General features: G+C 63.2%; 24 protein-coding genes and 1 pseudogene. 13 read left to right on the forward strand and 12 right to left on the reverse strand.

The features are described from left to right. Nucleotides 1-356: 356 nt before the first annotated feature. The 5 genes from AC1DPX_RS27870 to AC1DPX_RS27890 all read left to right on the forward strand — a co-directional run bounded on the left by AC1DPX_RS27870 (nt 357) and on the right by AC1DPX_RS27890 (nt 5,450). Nucleotides 357-1,385 (forward strand): amino acid ABC transporter substrate-binding protein, encoded by a 1,029-nt coding sequence (locus tag AC1DPX_RS27870; RefSeq protein ID WP_202354944.1) that lies wholly within the window; start codon nt 357-359, stop codon nt 1,383-1,385. A 62-nt stretch (nt 1,386-1,447) separates the two neighbouring features. Beyond that, nucleotides 1,448-2,635 (forward strand): amino acid ABC transporter permease, encoded by a 1,188-nt coding sequence (locus AC1DPX_RS27875; protein WP_202354943.1) that lies wholly within the window; start codon nt 1,448-1,450, stop codon nt 2,633-2,635. Nucleotides 2,636-2,639: 4 nt separating this feature from the next. Further along, entirely contained in the window at nt 2,640-3,797 is a 1,158-nt protein-coding gene (locus tag AC1DPX_RS27880) for an amino acid ABC transporter permease (protein ID WP_477240642.1), read from the forward strand. A gap of 137 nt (nt 3,798-3,934) precedes the next feature. Then, nucleotides 3,935-4,684: an amino acid ABC transporter ATP-binding protein gene (locus tag AC1DPX_RS27885; RefSeq protein WP_031240865.1), complete on the forward strand. Its 750-nt coding sequence runs from the start codon at nt 3,935-3,937 to the stop codon at nt 4,682-4,684. Nucleotides 4,685-4,784: 100 nt separating this feature from the next. Then, nucleotides 4,785-5,450, forward strand: coding sequence for a TIGR02117 family protein (locus AC1DPX_RS27890; protein ID WP_202354941.1), 666 nt, complete (start codon nt 4,785-4,787; stop codon nt 5,448-5,450). Here AC1DPX_RS27890 and AC1DPX_RS27895 read toward each other — a convergent pair whose 3' ends face one another. The 4 genes and pseudogenes from AC1DPX_RS27895 to AC1DPX_RS27910 all read right to left on the reverse strand — a co-directional run bounded on the left by AC1DPX_RS27895 (nt 5,451) and on the right by AC1DPX_RS27910 (nt 7,594). After that, nucleotides 5,451-5,774, reverse strand: a complete 324-nt coding sequence (locus tag AC1DPX_RS27895) for a BrnA antitoxin family protein (protein ID WP_477240644.1) — start codon at nt 5,772-5,774, stop codon at nt 5,451-5,453. It abuts the gene before it with no gap. Next, nucleotides 5,752-6,027 (reverse strand): annotated as a pseudogene (locus AC1DPX_RS27900) (BrnT family toxin); the annotation flags it as partial. The gene AC1DPX_RS27895 and the pseudogene AC1DPX_RS27900, both read right to left, overlap by 23 nt. 63 nt (nt 6,028-6,090) lie before the next feature. Continuing rightward, nucleotides 6,091-7,329 (reverse strand): FAD-dependent monooxygenase, encoded by a 1,239-nt coding sequence (locus tag AC1DPX_RS27905; protein ID WP_477240646.1) that lies wholly within the window; start codon nt 7,327-7,329, stop codon nt 6,091-6,093. Between the two features lie 19 nt (nt 7,330-7,348). Continuing rightward, nucleotides 7,349-7,594: a zinc-finger domain-containing protein gene (locus tag AC1DPX_RS27910; RefSeq protein WP_015318409.1), complete on the reverse strand. Its 246-nt coding sequence runs from the start codon at nt 7,592-7,594 to the stop codon at nt 7,349-7,351. Nucleotides 7,595-7,822: 228 nt separating this feature from the next. Between AC1DPX_RS27910 and AC1DPX_RS27915 the strand changes: the two genes are divergently transcribed. Together AC1DPX_RS27915 and ppx are read left to right on the forward strand one after the other, a co-directional pair. Continuing rightward, complete coding sequence (locus tag AC1DPX_RS27915; RefSeq protein ID WP_202354938.1) at nt 7,823-10,024, forward strand: RNA degradosome polyphosphate kinase; 2,202 nt, start codon at nt 7,823-7,825, stop codon at nt 10,022-10,024. Next, nucleotides 10,024-11,559 (forward strand): exopolyphosphatase, encoded by a 1,536-nt coding sequence (ppx, locus tag AC1DPX_RS27920; protein WP_477240648.1) that lies wholly within the window; start codon nt 10,024-10,026, stop codon nt 11,557-11,559. The genes AC1DPX_RS27915 and ppx overlap by 1 nt, the downstream gene beginning before the upstream one ends. 21 nt (nt 11,560-11,580) lie before the next feature. On the opposite strand, the gene AC1DPX_RS27925 is transcribed toward ppx, so the two are convergent. From AC1DPX_RS27925 to betI, 5 genes are all read right to left on the reverse strand, one after another. Then, on the reverse strand, nt 11,581-12,003 hold the full coding sequence (locus AC1DPX_RS27925) for a DoxX family protein (RefSeq protein WP_202354936.1): 423 nt from the start codon (nt 12,001-12,003) through the stop codon (nt 11,581-11,583). Nucleotides 12,004-12,159: 156 nt separating this feature from the next. Then, complete coding sequence (locus AC1DPX_RS27930) at nt 12,160-12,582, reverse strand: DoxX family protein (RefSeq protein WP_019857403.1); 423 nt, start codon at nt 12,580-12,582, stop codon at nt 12,160-12,162. A 178-nt stretch (nt 12,583-12,760) separates the two neighbouring features. Then, nucleotides 12,761-14,158, reverse strand: coding sequence for a class II fumarate hydratase (fumC, locus tag AC1DPX_RS27935; RefSeq protein ID WP_477240650.1), 1,398 nt, complete (start codon nt 14,156-14,158; stop codon nt 12,761-12,763). Nucleotides 14,159-14,451: 293 nt separating this feature from the next. Beyond that, nucleotides 14,452-15,225: an SDR family NAD(P)-dependent oxidoreductase gene (locus AC1DPX_RS27940; protein WP_477240652.1), complete on the reverse strand. Its 774-nt coding sequence runs from the start codon at nt 15,223-15,225 to the stop codon at nt 14,452-14,454. Nucleotides 15,226-15,372: 147 nt separating this feature from the next. Beyond that, nucleotides 15,373-15,975 carry a choline-binding transcriptional repressor BetI gene (betI, locus tag AC1DPX_RS27945; RefSeq protein ID WP_477240654.1) on the reverse strand — a complete coding sequence of 201 codons (603 nt, stop codon included), beginning with the start codon at nt 15,973-15,975 and terminating at the stop codon, nt 15,373-15,375. 119 nt (nt 15,976-16,094) lie between these two features. Between betI and choX the strand changes: the two genes are divergently transcribed. Beyond that, entirely contained in the window at nt 16,095-17,033 is a 939-nt protein-coding gene (gene choX / locus AC1DPX_RS27950) for a choline ABC transporter substrate-binding protein (protein ID WP_477240656.1), read from the forward strand. After that, nucleotides 17,030-17,866, forward strand: a complete 837-nt coding sequence (locus AC1DPX_RS27955) for an alpha/beta fold hydrolase (protein WP_477240658.1) — start codon at nt 17,030-17,032, stop codon at nt 17,864-17,866. The genes choX and AC1DPX_RS27955 overlap by 4 nt, the downstream gene beginning before the upstream one ends. On the opposite strand, the gene AC1DPX_RS27960 is transcribed toward AC1DPX_RS27955, so the two are convergent. After that, nucleotides 17,863-18,645, reverse strand: coding sequence for an NIPSNAP family protein (locus AC1DPX_RS27960; RefSeq protein ID WP_477240660.1), 783 nt, complete (start codon nt 18,643-18,645; stop codon nt 17,863-17,865). The two genes, AC1DPX_RS27955 and AC1DPX_RS27960, sit on opposite strands and share 4 nt — an antisense overlap. A gap of 148 nt (nt 18,646-18,793) precedes the next feature. On the opposite strand from AC1DPX_RS27960, the gene AC1DPX_RS27965 reads away from it, so the two are divergent. Next, nucleotides 18,794-19,426 carry a TetR/AcrR family transcriptional regulator gene (locus AC1DPX_RS27965; RefSeq protein WP_477240662.1) on the forward strand — a complete coding sequence of 211 codons (633 nt, stop codon included), beginning with the start codon at nt 18,794-18,796 and terminating at the stop codon, nt 19,424-19,426. Between the two features lie 69 nt (nt 19,427-19,495). Here the strand turns inward: AC1DPX_RS27965 and AC1DPX_RS27970 are convergent, their stop codons facing one another. Next, on the reverse strand, nt 19,496-20,089 hold the full coding sequence (locus AC1DPX_RS27970) for a hypothetical protein (protein WP_477240664.1): 594 nt from the start codon (nt 20,087-20,089) through the stop codon (nt 19,496-19,498). A 133-nt stretch (nt 20,090-20,222) separates the two neighbouring features. Here AC1DPX_RS27970 and AC1DPX_RS27975 point away from each other — a divergent pair, with 133 nt between their 5' ends. Continuing rightward, nucleotides 20,223-21,353: a metallophosphoesterase gene (locus AC1DPX_RS27975; RefSeq protein WP_477240666.1), complete on the forward strand. Its 1,131-nt coding sequence runs from the start codon at nt 20,223-20,225 to the stop codon at nt 21,351-21,353. Nucleotides 21,354-21,411: 58 nt separating this feature from the next. Here AC1DPX_RS27975 and AC1DPX_RS27980 read toward each other — a convergent pair whose 3' ends face one another. Next, on the reverse strand, nt 21,412-21,600 hold the full coding sequence (locus tag AC1DPX_RS27980) for a CsbD family protein (RefSeq protein ID WP_202354926.1): 189 nt from the start codon (nt 21,598-21,600) through the stop codon (nt 21,412-21,414). Between the two features lie 165 nt (nt 21,601-21,765). Here AC1DPX_RS27980 and AC1DPX_RS27985 point away from each other — a divergent pair, with 165 nt between their 5' ends. Then, on the forward strand, nt 21,766-22,419 hold the full coding sequence (locus tag AC1DPX_RS27985; protein WP_477240668.1) for a glutathione S-transferase family protein: 654 nt from the start codon (nt 21,766-21,768) through the stop codon (nt 22,417-22,419). Nucleotides 22,420-22,462: 43 nt separating this feature from the next. Further along, on the forward strand, nt 22,463-22,792 hold the full coding sequence (locus AC1DPX_RS27990; protein ID WP_477240670.1) for a YciI family protein: 330 nt from the start codon (nt 22,463-22,465) through the stop codon (nt 22,790-22,792). The last annotated feature ends 165 nt before the right edge of the window (nt 22,793-22,957 follow it).

Consider the following 22,957-nt stretch of genomic DNA (forward strand, 5'->3'; position numbering starts at 1 on the left):
ACGTGCCAATACATCCGGTGTCCAGATCAGCGACGTCAGGCTGGTGCCAGGGATGGATTATGCCGCTGGCCCGCCTTTGCGTTGAATGCGCTTTGCCGACTTTATTCGCGCCGTGACTAAAATGCGGGCGCGTTTGTCTGCAATTCGGGCATTTCGGGCAATCGATTTTCAAAGACGTTCGGATTCGGTCATTTCCCTTGACCTCACGGGAATTATCGCCTTCGATGCTGTTCGTGAATGGGAGGCGGCGCGTCGGTTACGATGCGGGATTCCGGGAATGGGCTGGAATGGGAAGCTGCGTTCACACGGGAAAAAAGATCAGGTTTTGCCTGAAAACAGAAAAGGGTCTGTGGGTCATGAAACATATTGCTATCGGCATCCTTGGGGCCGCTACGCTCGGATTTATGGCGTCGGCCGCGTCGGCGACGACGCTCGACACCGTCAAGGCGAAGGGCTTCATCCAGTGCGGTGTCTCGACGGGTCTGGCCGGGTTCTCGGCGCCGGACGACAAGGGCGACTGGCAAGGCATCGACGCGGATTTCTGCCGCGCTGTCGCGGCCGCCGTCTTCGGTGACGGCACCAAGGTCAAGTTCACGCCGCTCAGCGCCAAGGAGCGTTTCACCGCGCTGCAGTCCGGCGAGGTCGACATCCTGTCGCGCAACACCACCTGGACGATCAATCGCGACACCGCACTTGGCCTGAATTTCGTCGGCACCACCTACTATGACGGCCAGGGCTTCATGATCAACGCCAAGAAGCTGCCGGGCGTCAATTCGGCGCTCCAGCTCTCCGGCGCCGCCGTCTGCGTGCAGAGCGGCACCACCACCGAGCTCAACCTCGCCGACTACTTCAAGGCGAACAAGATGGAATATAATCCGGTCGTCTTCGAAAAGCTCGAAGAGGTCAACGCAGCCTATGATGCCGGCCGCTGCGACGTCTACACCACCGACCAGTCGGGCCTTTACGGCATCCGCCTGACGCTGGGCGCGCCTGCCGATCACGTCGTGCTGCCCGAGATCATCTCCAAGGAGCCGCTCGGACCGGCCGTGCGCCAGGGTGACGACCAGTGGTACCATATCGTCAAGTGGACCTATTTCGCGCTGCTTGACGCTGAGGAACTCGGCATCACCAAGGCCAATGTCGATGAGATGAAGAACTCGGCCAGCCCGGAGATCAAGCGTGTTCTCGGCCAGGAAGCCGACACCAAGATCGGCACCGATCTCGGCGTCTCCAATGACTGGGTCGTCAACATCGTCAAGGCGGTCGGCAACTACGGCGAAATGTTCGATCGCAATGTCGGTTCGGGCAGCCCGCTCAAGATCGCGCGCGGCATCAATGCGCTGTGGACCAAGGGCGGCCTGCAATACGCTCCGCCGATCCGCTGACCGAAATGTGATCCGGAAGGCAGACATCTGCCTTCCGGTTTCTCTTTCCAGGGGACGGTCGCATGGCATCGCAGGAAGTTCTTCGCGAGGAGTCCAGCAGGGCTTCCTTCATCAATGATCCGAAAGTCCGCAGTCTCTTCTTCCAGACGCTGGTCGTCATCGTCCTGTTCGGCTCCGTCTGGTGGATCGTGCAGAACGTCATCGACAATCTGCAGCGCCTGCACATAGCGTCGGGCTTCGGTTTCCTCAGGGGACGCGCCGGTTTCGACATTTCGGACACGCCGATCGCCTATACGTCGGACTCGACCTATGGCCGCGCCATCGTCGTCGGCCTGATCAACACCGTCATCGTCGCCGTGGCCGGCATCATCACCGCCACGATCATCGGTTTCGTCATCGGCATCGGCCGCCTGTCGCAGAACTGGCTGATCCAGAAGATCTGCACGGTGTATGTCGAGGTCTTCCGCAACATCCCGCCGCTGCTGGTCATCTTCTTCTGGTATTCCGGCGTGCTGGCCGTTCTGCCGGCGCCGCGTGACAGCTATCATCTGCCCTTCGGCTCCTTCCTCAACCAGCGTGGCTTCTACTTTCCCCGCCCGGTCTGGGGCGAGGGCTCCTGGCTGATCTTCGTCGCCTTGCTTGTCGGCATCGCCATGGCGTGGTTCGTCGCCCGCACGGCGCGCCAGCGGCAGATGGCGACGGGCCAGCAATTTCCGGTGTTTTGGACAGCCGTGGCGCTGATCGCCGGACTGCCATTGCTCGCTTATGTGCTGAGCGGCTTTCCGCTGAGCTTCGATCTTCCCAAACAATCGACCTTCAACCTGACCGGCGGTTTTCAGGTCAAGCCGGAGTTCCTGTCGCTCTATCTGGCGCTGTCCTGCTACACCGCGGCCTTCATCGCCGAGATCGTGCGCGCCGGCATCCGGGGGGTCAGCAAGGGCCAGACCGAGGCGGCAGCGGCCCTTGGCCTGCGATCCGGGTCGATCTTGCGGCTGGTTGTCGTGCCGCAGGCCATGCGCATCGTCATCCCGCCGCTGACCAGCCAGTATCTCAACCTGACCAAGAACTCGTCGCTGGCGATCGCCATCGGCTATCCGGACCTGACGGCGACGGCCGGCACGGTGCTGAACCAGACCGGACAGGCGGTCGAAGGCGTGCTGATCATGATGATCGCCTATCTCATACTCAGCCTGGTGACCTCGGCCGTCATGAACGTGGTCAACGCCAGAATGGCGCTGGTGGAAAGGTAGAGCCATGCAGGAACACGATATGTCCTGGGTGCGCACCGAAATGGCCCTGGCGCAGCCCGCGCCAGCCAGCGTCAGCGGCCCTGTCGCCTGGGTGCGCAAGAACCTGGTCGGCACGGTCGGCGACGCCATCATGACCATCCTTGGCATCGCCATCGTTGCCTGGGTCCTGCCGCAGGTCATCAACTGGGCGTTCATCAATGCCGTGTGGACCGGGCCGGACCGCACGGTCTGCGCGACCGTCGCACAAGGCGGCATTCAGCCGGATGGCTGGACCGGCGCCTGCTGGGCCTTCGTCAATGCCAAGTTCGGCCAGTTCATGTTCGGCACCTATCCGATCGAGGAACGCTGGCGGCCGATCCTGGTTGCCATCATGTTCGTGGTGCTGCTGGTGCCGATGCTGATCCCCCGTGTGCCGCGCAAGGGGCTGAACGCCATCCTGCTCTTCCTGGTGTTGCCGATCGTCTCGTTCTTCCTGCTGATCGGCGGCGTGCTCGGCCTGCCGCATGTCGAGACCTCGCGCTGGGGCGGCCTGCTGGTCACGCTCAGCCTGTCCTTCGTCGGCATTGCCGTGTCGCTGCCGCTGGGCACCGTGCTGGCGCTCGGCCGGCGCTCGAAAATGCCGATCGTCAAGACGCTGTGCGTGATCTTCATCGAAACGGTGCGTGGCATCCCGCTGATCACCGTCCTGTTCTTCGTCAGCGTCATGCTGCCGCTGTTCCTGCCCGCCGGCGTCACCTTCGACAAGTTCCTGCGGGCGCTGATCGGCGTGTCGCTGTTTGCCGCCGCCTATATGGCTGAAGTCGTACGCGGCGGCCTGCAGGCGATCCCCAAAGGCCAATATGAAGGCGCCGATTCGCTCGGGCTCGGCTATTGGCAGAAGATGGGGCTGATCGTGCTGCCACAGGCGCTGAAGCTGGTCATTCCCGGCATCGTCAACACGTTCATCGGCATGTTCAAGGACACCAGCCTGGTCCTCATCATCTCGATGTTCGACCTGCTCGGCGTCGTCAAGCAGAACTTCTCGGACGCCAATTGGGCGACGCCGCAGACGGCCAGGTCCGGCCTGGTGTTCGCCGCCTTCGTCTTTTGGCTGTTCTGCTTCGGCATGTCGCGCTATTCAATGTACACCGAACGCCGGCTCGACACCGGCCACAAACGCTGATGCATGTCGCCCAAAACTGTGTTGCGGTTTTGGGACGACGACATGCATCATAACCAAAGATAAAAGAACAAGGGGACCCTGTCATGGCCACCGAAAACGCCGTCAGCGCGGAAGAGATCAAGGTCAACGCCGCCAAGATGCACATCTCGACCACCGATGTCGCCATCGACATCATCGCCATGCACAAATGGTACGGCGAGTTCCATGTGCTGAAGGACATCAACCTGAAGGTGATGCGCGGCGAACGCATCGTCATCTGCGGCCCGTCCGGCTCGGGCAAGTCGACGATGATCCGCTGCATCAACCGGCTGGAAGAGCACCAGAAGGGCAAGATCATTGTCGACGGCAAGGAACTGACCAACGATTTGAAGAAGATCGACGAGGTGCGCCGCGAGGTCGGCATGGTGTTCCAGCACTTCAACCTGTTCCCGCACCTGACCATCCTGGAGAACTGCACGCTGGCGCCGATCTGGGTGCGCAAGACGCCGAAGAAGCAGGCCGAGGAAATCGCCATGCATTTCCTCAAGCGCGTGAAAATCCCGGAGCAGGCCAACAAATATCCGGGCCAGCTGTCCGGCGGCCAGCAGCAGCGCGTGGCGATCGCGCGCTCGCTGTGCATGAACCCGCGCATCATGCTGTTCGACGAGCCGACCTCGGCGCTCGACCCTGAAATGATCAAGGAGGTGCTGGAGACCATGGTTGGTCTGGCCGAGGAAGGCATGACCATGCTGTGCGTCACCCACGAAATGGGCTTTGCCCGCAAGGTCGCCAACCGGGTGATCTTCATGGATCAGGGCCAGATCGTCGAGCAGAACACGCCGGCCGAGTTCTTCGACCACCCGCGCCATGAGCGCACCAAACTGTTCCTCAGCCAGATCCTGCACTGAGCGGCTCCACATCAAGCGCAAGAGCCCGGCCGCAATGCGGCCGGGCTCTTTGCTTATGGATGGCCTCATGCGATTGGCGGCAGGGCAGCAGGGGGCATCGATGAGAAAAGTCCTGCGTTTCCTCACTATGGTACTGGCCGCGATCGTGCTTGCGGCGGTCCTCGGCACGCTGGTGCCGCGCCCGCTCTGGCCGGCGGCGTCCGCGAGCGAGGGCACGCGGCACATACTGGTGCTGAAGAACCCGATCCATACCGACATCGCCATTCCGGTGGACGATGCCGTACGCAAGCGCTTCCACTTCCTGGTGGACGCCGGGCTGCCTGCCGATGCTCCGGAAGTGCGCTACATCGTCGTCGGTTGGGGCGGCCGCGCCTTCTATCTGGAAACACCGACCTGGTCTGAGCTCAAGGCCGTACCGGTCATGAAGGCGCTGACCCTCGACGCGTCGGTCATGCATGTCGATGTAGCCGGCGATATCGTCGAACCGCATCCCGATGTCGCCGGCTTCGACATTGGGGATGACCAATTCGCGGCCCTGCTCGATTTCATCGAGGCCAGTTTTCAGCGGGGGCCTGGTGGCCCGATCGTCGTCGAGAATGCGGCTTACTCCAGCTACGACCGCTTCTACGAAGCCAACGGCCATTTCAACGCGCTGGTCGGCTGCAACACCTGGACGGCGGCGGCGTTGCGCACCGCCGGCCTGCGCACCGGCTGGTGGAACCCGTTGCCTGTGTCGCTGGGATGGTCGTTGCGGCTGTATAATTAGCTAACCGGCTTTGCGGTCCTGCTTCGTCACGTATTCGCGCAATGCCTTGTTGATCACGCTTTGATAACCGCGACCGTCGGGCGTACGCCCCTTGAACCACGCGACGAGGTCAGAATCGAGACGAAGGGTCAGCTGCTGCTTAATCGGTCTGAAATACGGATTTCGAACAGCGTTCTGCCAGAAATCTTCAGTCAATTCAGGGATATCACTGGTATCGACATCATCTTCGGGGCGCGCCTTCAAAGCCGCAATTTCCGCCTTCTGGGCTTCCGTCAGCGGAGGTGGATTTGCCGGGTCAAACTTATATCGAATGACTTTGCGCATAACGTTTTCTTTCTATCGGCGCGGCCCGCCGCGCTGAAATGATCCGGATCACCTCTATGCCGTCTTCTTCGCGGTCGGCATGGGCAACCAGCAATACAAGCGCGCCGTCAACCATGCGTGTCGTTTGCCAGCGGTACTCACCGTCCTCAACTCTGTCCTGTTCCACCAGCGCGAAGGGGTCGGAGAAAACGCGAACTGCGGTCTCGAAACTCACCCCATGTTTTCGCAGATTCGATTTGGCCTTTTCCGGATCCGTTCAAATCGCAATTCTTCCATATGATGTAACCATTACGTCAAGGTAGCTGGCCTCGATGCCCTACCGCCGAACGATCTTCTGCAGCTGCCAGCCATAGAGCCAGTCGAGGTCGGCCGCGAGCTTCTCCGCCGGTCGTGTCGCCAGCACCAGGTTGCGGGCCAGCGCCACCGGGCCTCGGGCGTGCCAGGCAAGCCGGTTGAGCGCACCGCGCTTAAGCACCTTTTCCACGCGGGGCCGTCGCAGATTTTCCCAGATGCTGAGGCTCTGCCGCGGATCGCCGGGGAAGTCGGCGACCAGAGTGGCAAGCGTCGCCGCATCCTCGATCGCCATCGCCGCGCCCTGCGCCGCGAATGGCGTCATCGCATGGGCGGCATCGCCGATCAGCGCGATGCCGGCTGGCGTTGTCCAGGGCTGTTTCTGTTCGACGGTATGCAGCGGCCATGTCAGCCAAGGGCCGGCCATTTCCACCAGCCTCACGAGTCCTGGCGCGGTGCCGCGCATAGCGGCTGCGAGGATGCCGGGATCGGCATGGCCGGACCAGCCCTCGGCGATCCGCTCGCCTTTGGTGAAGGCGACGAGGTTGAAGGCGTCGCCCTTGCTGACGGGATAGGCGACCATGTGGAAACCTGGATGCAGGAAAGTCGTGACGCAATCGGCCGCGCCGATCGCGACAAAGGCTTGCCCGGCGCTGCTGTCGGCCGCGACGGTGGTGCGCCAGGCCAACTCTCCCGAAAAACGGCTTCTTGGCGATGCCATCCTTTTCGCATCGACAAGCCCGCGCACCGACGACCAGACGCCATCGGCGCCGACCAGCAAGGAGCCTTGTTCCTCTGCCGTCTTGCCGCCGAGCTCGACGGTCGCCGTGACACCATGGCTGCCGGTCGCAATTCTTTGGACGCGCGCACCGGTTGTGAGATGGACATCAGGCATCTCTGCTACACGCGCCATCAGCGCGCTCTGCAGGTCCGCCCGGTGCGCGACGAGATACGGGGCTCCCCAGCGGTCTTCACCCGATTGCCCCAACGGCACCTGAGCCAGTTGGCGCAACGTCCTGGCATCCTTCAGCACCACCGCCTCCGGCCGCACCGCCGCCGGCAACAGCCGGTCGAGTACGCCGAGGTCGCGCAGGATGCGTGTCGCGTTGGGAGAGAGCTGGAGGCCGGCGCCTACGGCTTCCAGGCGCGGCGCCTGTTCGAACACCCGCGCGGGGTAGCCGCGTCTGGCAAAAGCAAGTGCCGCGGTCAGCCCGGCGACGCCCGCTCCGGCGATGACGATTTGCCGGGAGCGCGTGTCGTCCATCAGCTCTGTCGGGAAGGAATCAGGCGGCCTGGTCGATGTAGAGGCAGCCCGCCGGCAGCGTTTCGGTCGCCTTCAGCTTCGGCGAATAGCGGTAGAGCGTCGAGCAATAGGGGCAAACTTTCTCATTGTCGTCGCCCATGTCGAGAAACACATGCGGGTGGTCGAAAGGCGGATTGGCGCCCGTGCACATGAATTCCTTGACCCCGATGTCGATCGCCGGATGGCCGGCATCGTTCTGGAAATGGGGAATGGAACCGCCTGCCATCGTCGTCTCCTTAACGCAGTCTCGCATGCATCTGGATCATAACAGGTCTCTTTGCAAGATCGATGAAATGAAACTGTCGCAAAACCCTGTCAGAGGATAAGTTGAGCCGGTTAAGCGTGTGAGCGCGGGCGCAAAGCGATTCCGCTACCGATCACACGTCATAAAGGCATGTTAGAGCGTCCATCGCCATCTGGCGACGCTTCAAAGGAACGGTTGTGGGCAGGGACGATGAATGAACTGAAGCCGGTGCAGAGCGAATTCGTCAACGTCGAGGTGGCCAGTGCAGAGGGCGGCAACCCGGATCGTTTCGTCAACCGCGAGTTTTCCTGGCTGCAGTTCAACCGCCGCGTGCTCGAGGAATCGCTGAACACCCATCATCCGCTGCTGGAGCGAGTCCGCTTCCTGTCGATCTCGGCCGCCAATCTCGACGAGTTCTTCATGGTGCGTGTCGCCGGCCTCGCCGGCCAGGTGCGCGAAGGCATCACGCTGAAAAGCCCTGACGGCCGCACGCCCGAACAGCAGCTCGAACAGCTGCTGCGCGAAGTCGAGCGGCTGCAGGAAGACCAGCAGAAGAGCCTTTCGGCGCTCACCGTGCTGCTCAACAAGGAAGGTATCGAGAGCATTACGCGCGATGCGCTGACCAAGGACGAGAAAGTCTGGCTGGAAGAGCATTTCCAGGACCAGGTGTTTCCGGTGCTCACCCCGTTGTCGATCGACCCGGCGCATCCGTTCCCGTTTATTCCCAATCTCGGCTTCTCGATGGCGCTGCAGCTGCGCCACCGCAAGAATGGCGAGGAGATGAGCGCGCTTCTGCGCCTGCCGGTGGCGCTGAAGCGCTTCATCCGGCTTCCGGATCGCAAGAACCATGTCCGCTTCATCCCGCTGGAAGAGGCGGTCGGCCTCTATATCGGCAAGCTGTTCCCCGGTTATGAGGTCAAGGGTTCCGGCACGTTCCGTATCATTCGTGACAGCGATATCGAGGTCGAGGAGGAGTCCGAGGACCTCGTGCGCCTGTTCGAGACGGCGCTGAAGCGCCGCCGCCGCGGGTCGGTGATCCGCATCGAGTTCGACAGGCTGATGCCTGGCGAATTGCGCGAGTTCGTCGCCGGCGAGCTTGGCGTCTCGTCGAGCCGTATCAGCGTCTTGACCGGTCCGCTGGCGCTCAGCCAGATCTCCGAGATCGTCTCCATTCCTCGCGACGACCTGAAGTTCACGCCCTACAATCCGCGTTTTCCCGAGCGTATCCGCGAGCATGGCGGCGACTGCTTCGCGGCCATCCGCGAGAAGGACATCGTCGTCCATCACCCCTACGAATCCTTCGACGTCGTGGTGCAGTTCCTGCGCCAGGCCATGGCCGATCCCGAAGTGGTGGCGATCAAGCAGACGCTTTACCGCACCTCCAACGACAGCCCCATCGTGCGTGCGCTGGTCGACGCCGCCGAGGCCGGCAAGTCGGTGACCGCGCTGGTCGAGCTCAAGGCGCGCTTCGACGAGGAAGCCAACATCCGCTGGGCGCGCGACCTCGAGCGCGCCGGCGTGCAGGTCGTGTTCGGTTTCCTCGAATTGAAGACCCACGCGAAAATGTCGCTGGTGGTGCGGCGCGAGGATGGCAAGCTGCGCAACTACGTGCATCTGGGCACCGGCAACTACCATCCGGTGACCGCGCGCATCTACACCGACCTGTCCTTCTTCACCACCGATCCGACGATCGCCCGCGACGTCGCCCAGCTGTTCAATTTCATCACCGGCTATGCCGAGCCGACCGCCGAAATGCGGCTGGCGATCTCGCCGTTCACGCTCAGGAACCGTATCTTGCAGCACATTTCCGGCGAAGTTGCCCATGCACTGGAAGGAAAGCCGGCGCGCATCTGGATGAAGATGAACGCGCTGGTCGATCCGATCATCATCGACGCGCTCTACGATGCCAGCCGCGCCGGTGTCGAGATCGACCTCGTCGTGCGCGGCATTTGCTGCTTGCGGCCGCAGGTGCCGGGCCTGTCGGAAAACATCAGGGTCAAATCGATCGTCGGACGCTTCCTCGAACACAGCCGCATCTATTGCTTCGGCAACGGCCATGGCCTGCCGTCGGACGAAGCGATCGTCTACATCTCCTCGGCCGACCTGATGCCGCGCAATCTCGACCGTCGAGTCGAGACCATGGTGCCGATCACCAACCCAACTGTGCATGAACAGATTTTGGGCCAGATCATGCTGGGCAACATCATGGACAATCAGCAAAGTTTCGACGTATTGGCGGATGGAACCTCACGGCGCGTGGTGCTGGAAGAGGGCGAGGAACCGTTCAACGCGCAGGAATATTTCATGACCAATCCGAGCCTGTCGGGACGGGGTGATGCGCTGAAGTCGCATGCGCCCAAGCGCATCGCGCAGTTCAAGCGCCGCAAGAAGAACGCTGCAGCGTCCGCGTGATGCTGTCTGATTCCCAGGGCCGGTTGCAGGACCGCCGACCGCTGTCCATCATCGACATCGGGTCGAATTCGATCCGCCTCGTTGTCTATGAAGGGCTGGCGCGCTCGCCGACGATGCTGTTCAACGAAAAGATGCTGGCCGGTCTTGGCCGCGGCATCGTTTCGACCGGAAAGCTCGACCCCGAGGCGGTGACCCGCTCGATGGAAGAGTTCCGCCGCTTTCGCGCGCTCTCCGATCAGGCCGGCGCCGAGCATATGTATGTGCTGGCCACCGCCGCCGCGCGCGAAGCGATCAACGGCCCCGACTTCATCCATCGCGCCGAAGAGGTTCTGAAGACCGAGATCCGCGTGATCAGCGGGCGCCAGGAAGCCTATTATTCGGCGCTTGGCGTCATTTCCGGCTTCCATCCGGCCAATGGCATCGCCGGCGACCTGGGCGGCGGCAGCCTGGAACTGGTCGACGTCAATGGCGAGGCGATCGGCGACGGCATAACGCTGCCGCTTGGCGGCCTGCGCCTGCAGGATATGGCGAAGAACTCGCTCGCCCAGGCGCAGAAGATCGCGCGCGACGAGCTGGCACGGGCCAAGCTGCTGAAGGGCGGGCAGGGCCGGCCCTTCTACGCCGTTGGCGGCACCTGGCGAAACCTCGCCCGGCTGCACATGGAGATGACCAACTACCCGCTCGGCGTCATGCACCATTACGAGATGTCGGCCGAGAGCGCGGCGAATTTTCTCAAGCAGGTGGCCAAGGCCGAGATCGAGAAGGTCAAGGGCATCGAGGGCGTTTCGAAGAACCGCCGGTCTCTGCTGCCCTATGGCGCCATCGTGCTGCAGGAGATCATGGCGGCGATGCAGCCGTCGAAGATCATCGTCTCGGCGCTCGGCGTGCGCGAGGGCTTTCTCTATTCGCTGCTCGACGAGGCCGAGCAGAAGGCCGATCCGTTGATTTCGGCGTCCGAGGAGCTCGCCCGTTTGCGTTCGCGCTCGGTCACCCACGCGCATGAACTGGTCGACTGGACGGCCAAATCCTTCGCCGCCTTCGGCATAGACGAGACCGAGGACGAGGCGCGCTACCGCCACGCCGCCGCCTTGCTGGCCGACATCGGCTGGCGCGCGCACCCGGAATATCGCGGCAGGCAGTCGCTCAACATCATTGCGCACGCCTCCTTCTTCGGCGTCGACCATCCCGGCCGTGCCTTCCTGGCTTTGGCCAACGCCTATCGCCATGACGGCATCTTCAACGAATCCATCGCACCCGAAATCAAGGCGCTGGCGACGCCACGCTACCTCGAGCGGGCTCGCGTGCTGGCGGCGATGATGCGGGTGGTCTACCTGCTGACGGCCTCGATGCCCGGCATCATGCCGAGGCTGAAATGGGAACAGCGCGCCAACGGTGTGCTGGCGCTGGTCTTGCCGGCGTCGCTCTCCGATCTCTACGGCGAGCGGCCGGCCGGCCGCCTGGCGCAACTGGCGCGGATCACCAATCGGCGCCTGGTGCTGGCTGTCGAGGGCGGGCCGAGCGTTTCGGTGAAGTAGGGCGTTCTGGCAGGCAGAGGCTCAGGTCACGTCCGCGCCGACACCAAAACCACGTCCGTCGGCCGACCAGGCGCCCGCGCCAGCCATGGCCAGCGCCAGGAAACCGCCTGATATCGCAATGTCCTTCATCAGCATCTGTTGGTGCAGGAAGGTGAGTGTCGCATCGTCAGCCCCCTGGCCATAGTGGCCGATGAAGCCTGCGACGACACAGAAGGCCGCCAGCAGCAGCGCCACGATCGTGGTCTGGAGGCCGACGAGTATCAGCAAGCCTGCGATCAATTCGAACAGGCCCGTGCCCCAGGCGGCGAGCGCCGGCAGCGGCAGGCCGAGGCCGGCGAAATAGTCGGATGTGCCGGCAATGTTGGCGAGCGCCTGGAAGCCGGACGGTACGAACAGCACGGCAAACAGCAGTCGCGAAACCAGAAGCAAAGCATCGCGGGTCATGGCCACCTCCCTTGCCGGCGCCCGGTTGGGCTCGAGCCGGCTGCCGCGCAGTCTACGCCTGTGAGGCTGCGGCCGAAACCGGACCGGCTATTCCAGACAACGAAAAAGCGGCGCGGAAAATTCCGCGCCGCTTTTGTCGAGGCTTGGGAGGAAGATTCAGCCGCGCTTGGCGTCGATCGAGTAGGCGCCGGCGCCCGACGAAGCCAGCAGCAGGAAGCCGCCGGTGATGGCGAGGTTCTTGAGGAACTGGATCATCTGCATCTGGTCGGCCCAGCCGGTATGGGCGACCAGCCCGGTGGCGACGGTGAAGATCGCCAGCACCCAGGCGGCGACACGGGTCTGGAAACCGACGAGGATGGCGAGGCCGCCGAGCAGTTCGATGAGGCCGACGACCACAGCCGTTGCGGTCGGAGCCGGCAGGCCGAGGCCGCCGAAATAGGCAGCGGTGCCGGAAATGGCGGTCAGCTTGCCGAAACCGGAAAGCAGGAAAATGACCGCGAGCAGGATGCGGCCAAGCAGGATGGTGACAGAGCTGTTGGACGCGGTGCCGGCGCCGGCGGCGGAAGTGTTGATGGACATGGTGTCTCTCCGAATGGGTTGAATGGCCATCAGATAGACGATGCCGACTGTTCACCAAAGCCGCCTATCCGGCGACACATTGTTCACAGGCCATACATTTCCGTGAATGGCGGAAAAACGCGAAATTCGTGTCGGGCGATGCGGAGGCGGGAGTAAATTCTCCCGCCGAAAGACAGTCTTACCCCGGGTGCGTCATGTCCTCCGGCCGCACCAGCCGGTCATAATCGGCCTCGCTGACCAGCCCAGTGGCCAGCGCTTCCTCGCGCAGCGTGGTGCCGTTCTTGTGCGCCGTCTTGGCGATCTTGGCGGCGTTGTCGTAGCCGATGGTGGGCGCAAGTGCGGTCACCAGCATCAGCGAGCGGTCGAGTGCCGCCTTGATGTTGTCTTCGCGCGCTTCGATGCCGACGACGCAATTGTCGGTGAAGGAGACCGAAGCGTCGGCGAGCAACTGCACCGACTGCAAGAAGTTGTAGGCCATCAGCGGGTTGTAGACATTGAGCTCGAAATGGCCCTGGCTGCCGGCGAAGGTCAGTGCCGCATTGTTGCCGAACACCTGGACGCAGACCTGCGTCATCGCCTCGCACTGCGTCGGATTGACCTTGCCCGGCATGATCGACGAGCCGGGTTCGTTTTCCGGCAGCGACAATTCGCCAAGGCCCGATCGCGGGCCCGAACCGAGGAAACGGATGTCGTTGGCGATCTTGAAGAGTGCTGCCGCCGCGGCGTTGATGGCGCCATGCGAGAACACCATGGAATCGTGCGCCGCGAGCGCTTCGAATTTGTTCGGCGCGGTGACGAAGGCGATGCCGGTGATGGCGGCGATGCGATCCGCCACCCGCTCGGCGAAGCCCACTGGCGCGTTGAGGCCGGTGCCGACGGCGGTGCCGCCCTGCGCCAGTTCCTGCAGGCCGGGCAGCGTCATTTCGATGCGCTTGATCGAAGAGGCGACCTGCGCGGCGTAGCCGGAAAATTCCTGGCCCAGCGTCAGCGGCGTGGCATCTTGCGTGTGGGTGCGTCCGATCTTGATGATGTGGTTGAAGGCCCTGGCCTTGGCGTCCAGCGCCTTGTGCAGGTGCTTCAGCGCCGGCAGCAGATCGTGCACGATGCGCTCGGCACACGCGATGTGCATGGCCGTCGGATAGGTGTCGTTCGACGACTGGCTCATATTGACGTGATCGTTGGGGTGCACCGGCTTCTTCGAGCCCATGGCGCCGCCCAGCATCTCGATCGCCCGGTTGGAGATCACCTCATTGGCATTCATGTTGGACTGAGTGCCCGAGCCGGTCTGCCAGACCACCAGCGGGAAATGGTCGTTGAGCTTGCCGTCGATGACCTCTTGCGCCGCCGCGATGATCGCCTTGCCGATCGCCGGATCGAGCCGCTTCAGCTCCATATTGGCTTCCGCCGCCGCGCGCTTGACGATGCCCAGCGCACGCACGATCGAGGCCGGCTGCTTTTCCCAGCCGATCTTGAAATTGCCCAGGGAACGCTGCGCCTGCGCGCCCCAATAACGGTCGGCGGCAACCTCGATCGGGCCGAACGTATCGGTTTCGGTTCTGGTCTTTTGAGCGCTCACGGCAAGTCTCCGGTCTGTCGATTTGGGCAAGGGCGTATCGCGTTGCACAAATGGCTTCAAGCGGAGATTGCGGAGGGTAGGGATGCAAATCGGTTGAAGGGTTAGCTAATCTCCCCCCTCGTGGTGGAGATGCCCGGCAGGGCAGAGGGGGGCGCGAAGGATCACGGCATTTGGAAGGCGAGGTAGCGGGTTGGACGCCTCGGAATTGAGTGAACAAGAACTGAAACGCTGGCGGGACAGCACCCCCCTCTGGCCTGCCGGCCATCTCCCCAACGAGGGGGGAGATTAGCTCCTCACCCCGCCGTGTACCCGCCGTCGATCGCGAAGATCCCGCCGCTGGTCCAGGCGGCCTCGTCGCAAGCCAGATAAACCGCCATGCCGGCGAGATCATCCGGGCGCCCGATGCGGCCCAGCGGATAGCTGCGTTCGAGATAGGCCTTAAGCTCGGCCTTTGCCTCCGCCGGAAGATTGTCGACGGTCTTGCGCCGCATGGCGGTGTCGACCGTGCCGGGCGCGATGGCGTTGACGCGGATGCCGCGCGGGCCGAGCTCGAAGGCCAGCGATTTGGTCAGCGAGTTCAACGCGCCCTTGGACAGGGAATAGAAACTGGAGGGCCGTTTCGGGATCATCTTGCCGGCGAAATAGGAGGAGATGTTGATGACGGACGCACCGGCGCCGAAATGCGGCAACAGCCCCTGGGTAAGGAAGAACGCCGCCGCCACATTGAGCGCGAAGGAGTGCTGGAACTGCGCCTCGCTGACGCTCTCGAACGGCACGAGATAGGCGACACCGGCATTGTTGACGAGAACGTCGAACGGCCGGCCGGTCCCTTTCACGCCCTCGATAACAGTCGCGATTCCGGAGCTGGTAGCAAGATCGGCGGATAAGGTCTCCACCGCGCCGGGCGAGCCGAGCCCCGTCAGCCTATGGCGTGCGGCTTCTAGCTTGCCGGCGTCGCGGCCGACGATCAGGACATCGGCGCCCTCGCGCAGGAATGCCTCGGCGATCGCCAGGCCGATGCCGTCCGAGCCGCCGGTTACCAGCGTGCGCTTGTCCTGAAGTCTCATCGGGCGCTCCGAGATCGCTTTGGCCAATGCCAGAGCACCGCATAGCCGCGGCCCGGGTCAAGCAGCCGGCCTATCCCACGGTATGAACTTCGCCGGTTGCCAACGTTGGCATGGACAAGCGCGGCCGGCTGGGCCTCCAGGGCAGGTTTACGCGCCGATGGTCACAGCCTGATGCATGGCCAGGCGAGCGGCGACGAAATCCTTGACCTGGCGGATCGCCTGTTCCCGCGACACGCTGCCCGGCTCCAGGCCGAGCCGCAGCCAGAGCCCGTCGATCAGCGCGGTGACGCCAAGCGCGATGTCGTCGGCGTCGCTCGGCGAGGCAAGGCCGTGCAGGCCGGACAATAGGTTAGAGCGCATGCGCGCGTGCAGCACCTTCTGGATACGCGCCAGCTTCGCATCGCGCGGCACCTCGGCGCACAGCGAAAGCCAGGCATGGCAAAGCGGCGGCAGGAACAGATGCTCCTCGAAATTGCCGTCGATCACCGCGTCGAGCCGCTCCATTGGCGTGCGCGCCTGGCGAAGCCGGGCGACCACGGCGTCGCGCAGCACGGCGTTGGCCTCCCGCATCGCATGCTCGAACAGTTCCTGCTTGTTGCGGAAATAGTGCAGCACGATGCCCTTGGAGGCGCCGGCGTGGGCGGCCACCTTTTCCAGGGTCGCGCCCGCAATGCCTTCGCGCTCCAGCACCGCGAAGGCGGCCTGCCGCAACTCCTTGCGGCGTATGTCGCTGAGACGCTTGAGTTTCATGGGTTCGATCCCGGCATTGCGAATCCACGTTGACATTTTCGTCCGCTCAGATCAACAATTGACCGACGGGACAATAAAAAGACCAGTTGGTCAATTCAGCGATGACGAGGAGAATCGAAATGGTACGCATGCTTGTGAATGGCGTCTGTCTCGCAGCCCTGATGTTGAGCGCTCACGCGGCTCAGGCGGCCGAGGCCGAGCAATGCAGGGCGGTTCGCATGGCCGAGCCGGGCTGGAACGATCTTGCCTTCACCACCGGCGTCGCCAACGTCGTGCTCGGGGCGCTCGGCTACCAGCCGCAAAGCTCGGTGCTGGGCATCAACGTTATCTACGAAGGCATGAAGAACAACGACCTGGACTTGTTCCTCGGCTATTGGGATCCGGCCATGGTCACCTATTACGAGCCTTACAAGAAGGATGGCTCGGTCGAGAATGTCCGCGTCAATCTCGAAGGCGCCAAATACACCTTCGCCGTTCCGACCTATGTCTGGGATGCCGGCGTCAAGGACTTCGCCGACCTGCACAAATTCGCCGACAAGTTCGGCAAGAAGATGTACGGCATCGAGCCCGGTTCGAACCAGCTGATGATGGACGCCATCGCCGACGTGTCGCTCGGTCTTGACGGCTGGCACGTGGTCGAGTCGAGTGAAGCCGGCATGCTTTCCGAGGTCGGCTATGAGATCAAGGAAAAGCAGTTCATCGTCTTCCAGGGCTGGGCCCCGCATCCGATGAACACCATGTATGATTTCAAATATCTGACCGGTGGCGACAAATTCTTCGGCCCGAATTTCGGCGCCGCGACGGTGACCACGCAGGTGCGCAAGGGCTATCTGCAGCAATGCCCCAATGTCGCGCAGTTGCTGAAGAATCTCGCCTTCGACATCGATTTCGAGAATGTCGGCATGGGCTATCTGATCAATGATGGCATGAAGCCGGAGGATGGGGCGCTGAAGGCGATCACGCTGAACAAGAACCGCCTCGACGCCTGGCTCGCCGGCGTCACCACCTTCGACGGCAAGCCCGGCCTTGCCGCGGTCAAGGAAAAGCTCGGCCTGTGACATCGGTCGCGCTGGAACCGGCTCCGGATGCCTGGGCGGAACAGGACACCTGGGCCGGCCGCAAGCAATTCATCAATGCCGGCGGCCTCGAGATCGCCTATGTGGAGGTCTCAGGCACTGAGCCGGCGCTGGTTCTGCTGCACGGCTTCACCGACACCAGCCGAAGCTTTTCGCTCCTGGCGCCGCATCTGGCCGGCCGCCGGCTGATCATGCCCGACCTGCGCGGCCACGGCGCGTCGCCGGCGGGCAAGGGCTTTGGTATCGCCGACTTCGCCGATGACATTGCCGGCCTGATCCAGCATTTGCAGCTTGATCGGCCCGTTGTCGTCGGCCATTCGCTGGGCGCCATGGTCGCCGTCGCTTTGGCCGCGCGGCACGGCGAGTTCATCGGCGGACTGGTGGTCATGGCCGGCACGTTGAAGCCCGATTTCACATCGGATCACCCGCTTGTCGCGGGTGTCCAGGCTCTGCGCGACCCGATATTGCCAGCCGACCCCTTCTATGAGTGGTGGCATGCCTGTCGGCCCGATGTGCCCCGGCCGTTTCTCGCCGGCCTGGCGAAAGACGCGTCGGCAATGCCTGCGCCCCGCTGGCGCGCCATTCTGGAGGAGATCCGCCGGGCCGACCTTACGAGTACGGCGCAAGAGGTGCGAACCCCAACGCTGATCATCGCCGGCGCGTGGGATCCGCTGTTTGGCGAGGCGCATCAGCAGGCTCTGTCGCGTTGCCTTTCGGGAGCACACCTTGTGCGCGCCGAAGCGTGCGGCCACAACCCGCATTGGGAGGACCCGGCCTTTGTCGCGCGGGCCATCGTCGAGGCATTCGAAGCCTAGCGCCCGAGCAGGGATCGCGACGTCGGCGACAGCCGCAAGGTCTCGGTCGGTTTGGTCAGGTCAAACTGGACGGCCTGCCAAAAGGCCTGCCATGCCGGCGCGGCGGCGAGGGCGGCTTCGTGGCTTGCATGCGTCTCGGCGCTGTCGAACCGGGTGACGGAAAGGAAGACGTTGTCGTTAGCCCTTACCGGCAGCCGTGGAAAACTGTTTTCGGCATGCTCCGTGACAAAGGCGGCGAGGAGACGAACGCCGGGCGCCTTCATCATCGGCGCTGCCTCCGCCGCGAAGCGGCTGGCGAATTCGGTCTCTGCTCCCGATCGCAAATGATGAATCCGGATGACAACAATGCCAGCCAAGCGGTTCTCCTCGCTGGAGTTTTCCTGCTCGGCAAAAATCGGCCGCTGAAGTCCTGACAGGTCGAGGCCCGCGCCCGGCCATGCCGGCTTCAGCAGCAGCACATCGTCGGAATCGATCATCGTCGCATTGGCCGCATCGCGGTGCGCCGCCCAGATCGGGCCGTCGTAGAAGGCGGCCAGCCCCTCCTTGCGGGCGTCCATGCCGCCGAAGCCGCGCAGCCAGACGACCATGTCCGGACGGTCCAGATCGCGGAACTGGCCGATGATGGTCATTCCCGTCGCCTCCTGGTTTTCGATGAATTCCCGGTCGAAGAGGGCAATCAGCGTCTCACGCTGCCCGGGGTTCAATGTGTACTGCCTCAGCTCGACGACGGGTGAGGCAAGCATCGCGGCCTGCGGAGCGGCGTTCAACGGCAGATTCATCGGCAGCCTCCAAAAACAGGATGATCATCCTGTTTTAAAACAGACCGGTTGTCCTGTTTTGTCAACCTGCTATCGTCGCGCAATGTCAGCAGAGATGACCAATCGACCAGGCCCAAGACCACGAAACCGCGTCAACGACCCCGAAGGCATGCGCAGGAAAGTGCTCGATGTCGCCGAGGCCGCGTTTCAGGCGCGCGGCTATCACGCGACCAGCTTCGGCGATCTCATGACCGCGGCGGGGGTCAGCGGCGGCGCGTTGCATCATCACTTTCCGACCAAGAAGGCGCTGGCCCTGGCGGTGATCGAAGAGCGCGTGGCGACGGCGGTCGAGGAGACATGGATCGCGCCTGTGGTGGCCGCGGCTTCGGCCCGCGAAGGCGTGCGGGCCGTGTTCGAGGCCGTGGCGGTGGAACTAGAGCAGCAGGGTTTCGTGCGCGGCTGCCCGCTCAACAATCTGGCGCATGAGCTTTCGCTTGCCGATCCCGATTTCCGCGCTGCCCTGGCCGGCATCTTTGCAGCCTGGCGCCAGGCGATCGCCGACAAGGTCATGGCCGACCAGCAGGAGGGCAGGGAACAAGGCACCGATCCCCGGCATTTCGCGGCACTTGCCATCGCCACCTATTCCGGCGCCATGTCGATGGCCAAGACGGCGCAGGACGCCGGCCCTTTGCGCGATTGCCTTGCGGCTTTGGAGCGCAGCATCTCCCAGGCTGCGTCATGGCGGGGCGAACCGGCGGTGCGGCGGCGTCGCAGGGTGCTGCGACGGTCCGGCACCCTCTGACTCTGAGGCGGGTGGATCGCTGCGGCCCGGCTTTGCGGCCGATGTCGCGATGAGAACCGGCAGCCGTCCCTATTCGGCCAGCGGCTTGATCGTCTCGTAGCCGTTGACCACTTCCGCGCTGGTGCCTTCATCATAGCGCCGGGCAAGCGAGGCTTGCAGATCGGGCGCATAGAGCGCGGTGAACGTATCGAGCGTCTCGCCGGCTCCGTTCTTGAAGGTCTCCTTGACCGCCAGAACGTTGTACTTGCAGCCGCCCAGGCTGAAGGTTTCCTTGCCCTTGACGACCAGTGTCAGTGTCTTGGTGGCCGTCGGCTCCTTGTCCGGCGACAGCTCTATGAACTCGATCGTGCTCTTGGCTCCTGCCTTCAGCGGAAACAGTTTTCGCAGGTCGGAAAACGGGATCGCTGCCACTCGGCCGGTGTCGCTGTCGCGAAAAACCTCGATCAGGCCGGCGAACAGGAACTGCTTCTGCGGTGACTGCGATTCATAGGTGTTGGCGACGGAGATCATCCCGCCGGTGACGGGCCTAAACTCGCTTCGGATGCCGGGCATTGCCAGGATGAACCCGTTTTTCGCCGACTTCGCATCGACGCATGGACCGGCAGACGCAACACTTGCCGGCAGCACAACCGCCAATGCCATGCCGATAAGCGCGCTCTTCATGATGCCCCGTTTTCTGCAAATACAAGTGCAAGCAGAAGTGGCAGACGTTCATGGCGGTGTCGATGGTCAACGCGCCGGCGATATTGCTGAAGCTGGACGGACGGACGTCGCTTGTGCTGAAATTCCGCCTGTCATGAATCACCGGGCGCCACGATTGCTTTCACGACGCAGCTTTCTGATGCAGGCCGCGGGTCTTGCCGCGGCCGGCGCGCTTCCACGCCCGGCGCGCGGGCAGACCGGGCAGCGCATCCAGCCCATCGACGCCACCTTCCTGTTCATCGCCGATGTCCATGCCTGCCGCATGGCGAGCGGCCTCAGCCCCAACTGCCAGCAGGAAGGCAAGACCGACGCCGCGCTGCTGCGCAGTGTCGCGACGCTGAACGCCATCAACGACAAGCACTGGCCGGCCGCGATCAATGGCGTCGCCACCGGCCTGCGTTCGGCCGGCAGCCGGATCGGCATGCCGCTCGGTCTTGTCGTCGGCGGCGACATCACCGACGATGGCGGCGGCCAGATCACAGAGCCCAGCGAGGGTACGCAGCTGCTGCAGTTCAGCCAGCGCTACAGCCAGGGCGTTGGCCCGGATCGCGTCCACATGCCGGTCTATGTCGGACTGGGCAATCATGATCTCGACCAGAACGGTCCGCCGCATCATGCCGACTGGTATCGGCGCGAGCTGCGCGACTATGTCGAGGTCAACCACCGCCCCGGCGTGTTCTTCAAGCCGCCCGTACCGGCCACCAGCTACGATGTCGACACGGATTGCTATTCATGGGACTGGGGCGGCCTGCACCTCGTCCAGACGCATCGTTTCACCGGCGACACCGGTCATGGCGCCGATTCGAGCCTGCCTTGGCTCAAGCAGGATCTGGCGACCTATGCGGCGGATGGCCGCCCCGTCATCCTGTTCCAGCACTATGGCTGGGACACGTTTTCGACCGAGCGGTGGGATCCGGCCAAGCGCACCTATGATGTTGACGGCGCCGGTGCGCCGCATTGGTGGGGCGAGGCCGACAGGCAGGCGCTGCTGGCGGCGCTGAAGGGCTACAACGTCGTCGGCATCTTCCACGGCCATCAGCATGACACCCCGCTGATCTACCGCCATGAGGGGCTCGACCTGTTCAAGCCGAAGGCCGCCTATATGGGAGGGTTCGCCGTGGCCAGGGTGACCAGCGACGGCATGGACGTGGCGCTGGGCGAGGCGACCGACGACCAAGGCGAGGTCATCTTCACCAACGCCTTCAGCAAGGGCTGGAGCACATGAAAAAGGCGGCCCTGGCGGCCGCCTTTTTCAATAGGGAAAGATATGTCTTGATGCGGGATCAGAACGCCTTCTTGACCTTGTCCTTCACGTCGCCATAGGCCTTCTGCACCTTGCCGGCGACCTTGTCGGCCATGCCCTCGGCCTGGGTCTGTCTGTTGCCAGTCGCCTTGCCGGCGGCCTGTTTGACCGAGCCCTTGACTTGCTTGGCCAGACCGGCGACCTGATCCTTGTTCACCATTGTCCGCATCTCCTGGGAGTTTGAATTCGGAGGAATTCGTCCGCCGGGAACAAACGAGCCGGCGTCGGTTAAGTTCCAGGCCGTGTCGGAAGCAGGGGAGTGCGCGCGCCCGCTTCCGACGACAAGGCTGGCGGGTTAGGTTGCGCAGACGCACCCGTGCGCATGGGGAGAGAAATGGCGGAATTCACACTCTACATCGGCAACAAATGCTTTTCCTCATGGTCGCTGCGGCCATGGGTGGCGATGCGCCATCTGGAGATCCCGTTCGAAGAAGGCTTTGTGCGGCTGCGCACACCCGAGACCTTTGCCAATCTGGCGAAAGTGTCGCCGACCGGCCAGGTGCCCGTCCTGAATCACAATGGCAGGATTATCTGGGAAACCCTTGCCATCCTTGAGTATCTTGCCGACCTGTTTCCCGAGAAAAAGCTCTGGCCGGCCGATATCGGCGCCCGCGCTCTGGCGCGCGCGGCGGCGACCGAGATGCATTCCGGTTTTCGCGAGGTACGCTACGGCTGGCCGATGAATTTGCGGCGGTCGAAAGGCCACAAGCCGCTCGACGCGGAAGGGGAAGTGCAGCGGGCGCGCATCGAGGCGCTTTGGCGCGAGTGCCGCGAAAAATACGGCAAGGGCGGCCCCTTCCTGTTTGGTCATTTCACGACAGCCGATGCCATGTACGCGCCGGTCGTCACCCGCTTCGATACCTATGGCGGGGAGCTCGCGCCCGACACCAGGGCCTATGTCGACGCCGTGCTGGCAATGCCGGCGATGCGGCACTGGTATGGGGAGGCGGCGAAAGAGCCGTGGCCGGAGCCTGGGCCCGACGAATAAGAACGACGCACAGCAACAAGGACTCGCTCCTGGAGGACGATCGATGGCCGGCAATGAAGCACCGCGTGAAGCCACGACGACAAAAATCTTCCATTGCCGGCTGATCCCGCCGCGGCCGGACTTCGCCTTCACCATGACGGAGGAGGAAAGGGAGCTGATGGGCCGGCATGCCGACTATTTGCGCGCCAAGCTGCGCGAGGGCGTGATGATCATGGCTGGTCCCGTTGCCGATCCGGCGGGCCCCTGGGGCCTGCTGATCCTGCGTGCCGGCGGCGAGGCCGAGGCTAGGGCGGTGACCGATGGCGATCCGGTGGCAAGGTCGGGTCGCGGCTTCCGCTACGAAATCCTGCCGATGATCAGCACGATCATGTAGGGCGACACTGCAAGCTAACGGTGGCCTCCGGCCACGGGCCGAGCAATCCTTCAGACCATGACGTAAAACCTGTATTGGCCGACCGGCAAGCGCAAGCCCTTGCAACCGCACACACCACGAAGTGGAACGAAACGTTAAGCGAGCGTGTGTTTTCATCCAAAAATG

The sequence above is a fragment of the Mesorhizobium sp. 01N446 genome (assembly GCF_056399285.1).

Bases quoted from the DNA above. Each gene is read 5' to 3' on its own strand.
- AC1DPX_RS27870 (WP_202354944.1), top strand. From the start codon at position 357: ATGAAACATATTGCTATCGGCATCCTTGGGGCCGCTACGCTCGGATTT.
- AC1DPX_RS27875 (WP_202354943.1), top strand. From the start codon at position 1,448: ATGGCATCGCAGGAAGTTCTTCGCGAGGAGTCCAGCAGGGCTTCCTTC.
- AC1DPX_RS27880 (WP_477240642.1), top strand. From the start codon at position 2,640: ATGCAGGAACACGATATGTCCTGGGTGCGCACCGAAATGGCCCTGGCG.
- AC1DPX_RS27885 (WP_031240865.1), top strand. From the start codon at position 3,935: ATGCACATCTCGACCACCGATGTCGCCATCGACATCATCGCCATGCAC.
- AC1DPX_RS27890 (WP_202354941.1), top strand. From the start codon at position 4,785: ATGAGAAAAGTCCTGCGTTTCCTCACTATGGTACTGGCCGCGATCGTG.
- AC1DPX_RS27895 (WP_477240644.1), bottom strand. From the start codon at position 5,774: ATGCGCAAAGTCATTCGATATAAGTTTGACCCGGCAAATCCACCTCCG.
- AC1DPX_RS27905 (WP_477240646.1), bottom strand. From the start codon at position 7,329: ATGGACGACACGCGCTCCCGGCAAATCGTCATCGCCGGAGCGGGCGTC.
- AC1DPX_RS27910 (WP_015318409.1), bottom strand. From the start codon at position 7,594: ATGGCAGGCGGTTCCATTCCCCATTTCCAGAACGATGCCGGCCATCCG.
- AC1DPX_RS27915 (WP_202354938.1), top strand. From the start codon at position 7,823: ATGAATGAACTGAAGCCGGTGCAGAGCGAATTCGTCAACGTCGAGGTG.
- ppx (WP_477240648.1), top strand. From the start codon at position 10,024: ATGCTGTCTGATTCCCAGGGCCGGTTGCAGGACCGCCGACCGCTGTCC.
- AC1DPX_RS27925 (WP_202354936.1), bottom strand. From the start codon at position 12,003: ATGACCCGCGATGCTTTGCTTCTGGTTTCGCGACTGCTGTTTGCCGTG.
- AC1DPX_RS27930 (WP_019857403.1), bottom strand. From the start codon at position 12,582: ATGTCCATCAACACTTCCGCCGCCGGCGCCGGCACCGCGTCCAACAGC.
- AC1DPX_RS27940 (WP_477240652.1), bottom strand. From the start codon at position 15,225: ATGAGACTTCAGGACAAGCGCACGCTGGTAACCGGCGGCTCGGACGGC.
- betI (WP_477240654.1), bottom strand. From the start codon at position 15,975: ATGAAACTCAAGCGTCTCAGCGACATACGCCGCAAGGAGTTGCGGCAG.
- choX (WP_477240656.1), top strand. From the start codon at position 16,095: ATGGTACGCATGCTTGTGAATGGCGTCTGTCTCGCAGCCCTGATGTTG.
- AC1DPX_RS27960 (WP_477240660.1), bottom strand. From the start codon at position 18,645: ATGAATCTGCCGTTGAACGCCGCTCCGCAGGCCGCGATGCTTGCCTCA.
- AC1DPX_RS27965 (WP_477240662.1), top strand. From the start codon at position 18,794: ATGCGCAGGAAAGTGCTCGATGTCGCCGAGGCCGCGTTTCAGGCGCGC.
- AC1DPX_RS27970 (WP_477240664.1), bottom strand. From the start codon at position 20,089: ATGAAGAGCGCGCTTATCGGCATGGCATTGGCGGTTGTGCTGCCGGCA.
- AC1DPX_RS27975 (WP_477240666.1), top strand. From the start codon at position 20,223: ATGAATCACCGGGCGCCACGATTGCTTTCACGACGCAGCTTTCTGATG.
- AC1DPX_RS27980 (WP_202354926.1), bottom strand. From the start codon at position 21,600: ATGCGGACAATGGTGAACAAGGATCAGGTCGCCGGTCTGGCCAAGCAA.
- AC1DPX_RS27985 (WP_477240668.1), top strand. From the start codon at position 21,766: ATGGCGGAATTCACACTCTACATCGGCAACAAATGCTTTTCCTCATGG.
- AC1DPX_RS27990 (WP_477240670.1), top strand. From the start codon at position 22,463: ATGGCCGGCAATGAAGCACCGCGTGAAGCCACGACGACAAAAATCTTC.